Source organism: Paraburkholderia xenovorans (assembly GCF_046030735.1).
GTDB lineage: Bacteria > Pseudomonadota > Gammaproteobacteria > Burkholderiales > Burkholderiaceae > Paraburkholderia > Paraburkholderia xenovorans_A.
Window position 1 is genome coordinate 1 of record NZ_JAQQBV010000092.1, and the last position, 2,429, is coordinate 2,429.

Annotated in this window: 3 protein-coding genes; all 3 read right to left on the reverse strand. The window is 58.9% G+C overall.

All coding sequences use genetic code 11. From position 1 onward, the window contains the following. Nucleotides 1-33: 33 nt before the first annotated feature. Genes tnpC through PQQ51_RS34210 form a run of 3 tightly spaced genes read right to left on the reverse strand, consistent with a single transcriptional unit; the run spans nt 34 to nt 2,351 of the window. Complete coding sequence (tnpC, locus tag PQQ51_RS34200) at nt 34-1,566, reverse strand: IS66 family transposase (RefSeq protein ID WP_408501605.1); 1,533 nt, start codon at nt 1,564-1,566, stop codon at nt 34-36. A 57-nt stretch (nt 1,567-1,623) separates the two neighbouring features. Next, nucleotides 1,624-1,959, reverse strand: a complete 336-nt coding sequence (gene tnpB / locus PQQ51_RS34205) for an IS66 family insertion sequence element accessory protein TnpB (protein ID WP_408501606.1) — start codon at nt 1,957-1,959, stop codon at nt 1,624-1,626. Next, complete coding sequence (locus tag PQQ51_RS34210; RefSeq protein WP_408501607.1) at nt 1,956-2,351, reverse strand: transposase; 396 nt, start codon at nt 2,349-2,351, stop codon at nt 1,956-1,958. The genes tnpB and PQQ51_RS34210 overlap by 4 nt, the downstream gene beginning before the upstream one ends. Nucleotides 2,352-2,429: the final 78 nt, after the last annotated feature.

The window sequence follows — 2,429 nt, forward strand, 5'->3', positions numbered from 1 at the left end:
GTAAGCACCCGGTAAAGTCATCGGCGGCTTCGATCAGGCGATAGCTGGCACCCAGTGATGCGGCAGCAACTCCTTAATCTGGTCGGCTCGCTGGGTGGGCAGTCGCGTGAGGACGTCTTTTAGGTAGGCGTACGGGTCGTGCCCGTTGAGTTGTGCGGAACGCACCAGACTCATGATGGCAGCGGCTCGTTGACCAGCGCGTAGAGAACCCGCGAACAACCAGTTCGCCCGTCCGATGGCCCAAGGTCTAATCAGATTCTCGATTCGATTGTTATCGATGGGCACGTGAGGATCGTCGAGATAGCGCGTGAGCGCCTGCCAACGCTTGAGGTTGTAGTCCAGTGCTTTGGCGATCGGCGAGCCCTCGGAGACAAGTTTGCGCTGTGCGAGCATCCAGACGTGCAACGCCTGTGCAATTGGCCGGCCTCGCTCCTCACGAATCGCTCGTCGTTGCTCAGGGTCTAAGTCGGCGGCTTCGCGCTCGACGTCGTAGAGCGCCACGAAGAATTTCAATGCCTGCTCGGCGATCTGGCTCTTCTTGCTCGCATGCAGATCGAAGAATTTTCTCCGCGCGTGCGCCATGCAGCCAATTTCCGTGATGCCCAGTTTGAATCCTGCTTTATAGCCGCTGTAATCGTCGACGACCAGCTTGCCACGCCAGTTGCCCAAGAAGGCGCGGGCATGTTCGCCAGATCTGCCGTCGGCGAACTCGTACACGACCGCGCGCACCTCTGCAAACTGAGTCGACGTATAGGCCCATAAATAGGCGCTATGCGTCTTCCCTTTGCCGGGGCTCAACATCCGCACCGGCGTTTCGTCTGCATGTAAGACGCTGTGGCGCAGCAGTTCCTCGCGAAGTGCGTCGACCAAGGGCCGCAAACGTACACCGCATACGCCCACCCAGCCGCCGAGCGTCGATTGTGGAATTGCTAGGCCAGCCCGGGCGAAGATGCGTTCCTGCCGGTACAGAGGAAGGTGGTCGCCGTATTTGGCAACCAACACCTGCGCGAGCAAGCCATTCGTCGGAATCCCTTTGTCGATCACATGCGGTGGCACCGGCGCCTGGATCAACGTCTCGCACGCTTTACATGCCCACTTCCCACGGATGTGGCGCTCAACAGTGAACACGCCCGGAGCGTAGTCGAGCTTCTCGCTGATATCCTCGCCAATACGCACGCGCTGGCAGCCACAGGGGCAGGTTAACTCCGTCGGCTCGTGATGGACGTCGGTGCGGGGCAACTGGGGCGGCAACGGCAAGCGTTTGGCCTGCTTGCGAGGTTTCTCCTGCGGCGCGTTCGAGCGCAGTTCATCCAGCTCGGCCTCAAGCGCGGCCAAATCCTCATCAATGGCCTCGTCCAGTAAGCTTAACTGCTCGGCGGTGAACTGTTCGCTACGTCTGCCGAATTGCAGGCGTTTGATGACCGAGAGCTCATGGGTGAGCTGGTCAATGCGCGTTTGGCGGTAGTGCGATTCACGCGTCTTCTCGTCGACCTGGGTCATCAACCGCCGCGCGAGCGCGCGCAGTTGATCGGGGTTCAGGGCATCGAGATCAGTGGGTGAATTCATGCATCAAGTTTGCCAGCACCTGCACGCCGGGGGAATCAAAACTGTTTACGTCATTTGCTATACCACCGCGATTACGTGGTCGTGCGCCAACGTCTGCCAGGGCAGCCCGATCACGAGTGCGCGCAGTTGCTCGAGATTTAACGTCTCAGCAATATCACTATGACCATTGGCCCAAACGAAATGACCTTTGTTCAAGCGTCGTGCGGCAAGCCAGACGCCAAAACCGTCGTACACCAGGACCTTCATGCGCGTCGAGCGCTGATTGGCAAACAGATATGCATGATGTGGCCGTGCGGACCCAAATACCTTCACCACGCGAGCAAGGATGGTATCAGCGCCGGCACGCATATCGAGGGGTTCGGTCGCAAGCCAAATGGCGTCGATGCGGATCATCGCAGCACCTCCCGAACCCAAGCTGCGCTGTCACTCAAGCAAAGCTGCGGCCACAGCACTGACACGGTTGTGCCATTGCGCTGAATGTCGATACGCACGTTCGCTTGCGCCGCGTCGGGCGCTTGAGCTATCGGCACGGTCATTGGCAACGCGACGAAGGCAGGCTTTACGTCGACAACAACCGATTTGGGTGTAGGCGGCGCAGCGTCGCTGGGATCGGCGGCATCTTTGATCCAACGCCGCAGCACATTGGGGTTCAGACCATGCGAAATCGCCACGGCTGAACATGAGACGCCGACCTGGCGACATTGCTCGATAAGCTCTGACTTAAACGAGGTGCTATAGGTGCGCCGTGTGCGCCCGGTCGAAATGTCTTGGGAAATAGTGTGCACGTGTCCGCTTCCTGATCGTGGAAACGTATGCTCTTACGCCAAAGAATAGAAAACCAGATGAGATCGCCGGATGCTTAC

Excerpts from the sequence above, each read along its gene's own strand:
- tnpB (WP_408501606.1), bottom strand. The coding sequence starts at position 1,959 with ATGATCCGCATCGACGCCATTTGGCTTGCGACCGAACCCCTCGATATG.
- tnpC (WP_408501605.1), bottom strand. The coding sequence starts at position 1,566 with ATGAATTCACCCACTGATCTCGATGCCCTGAACCCCGATCAACTGCGC.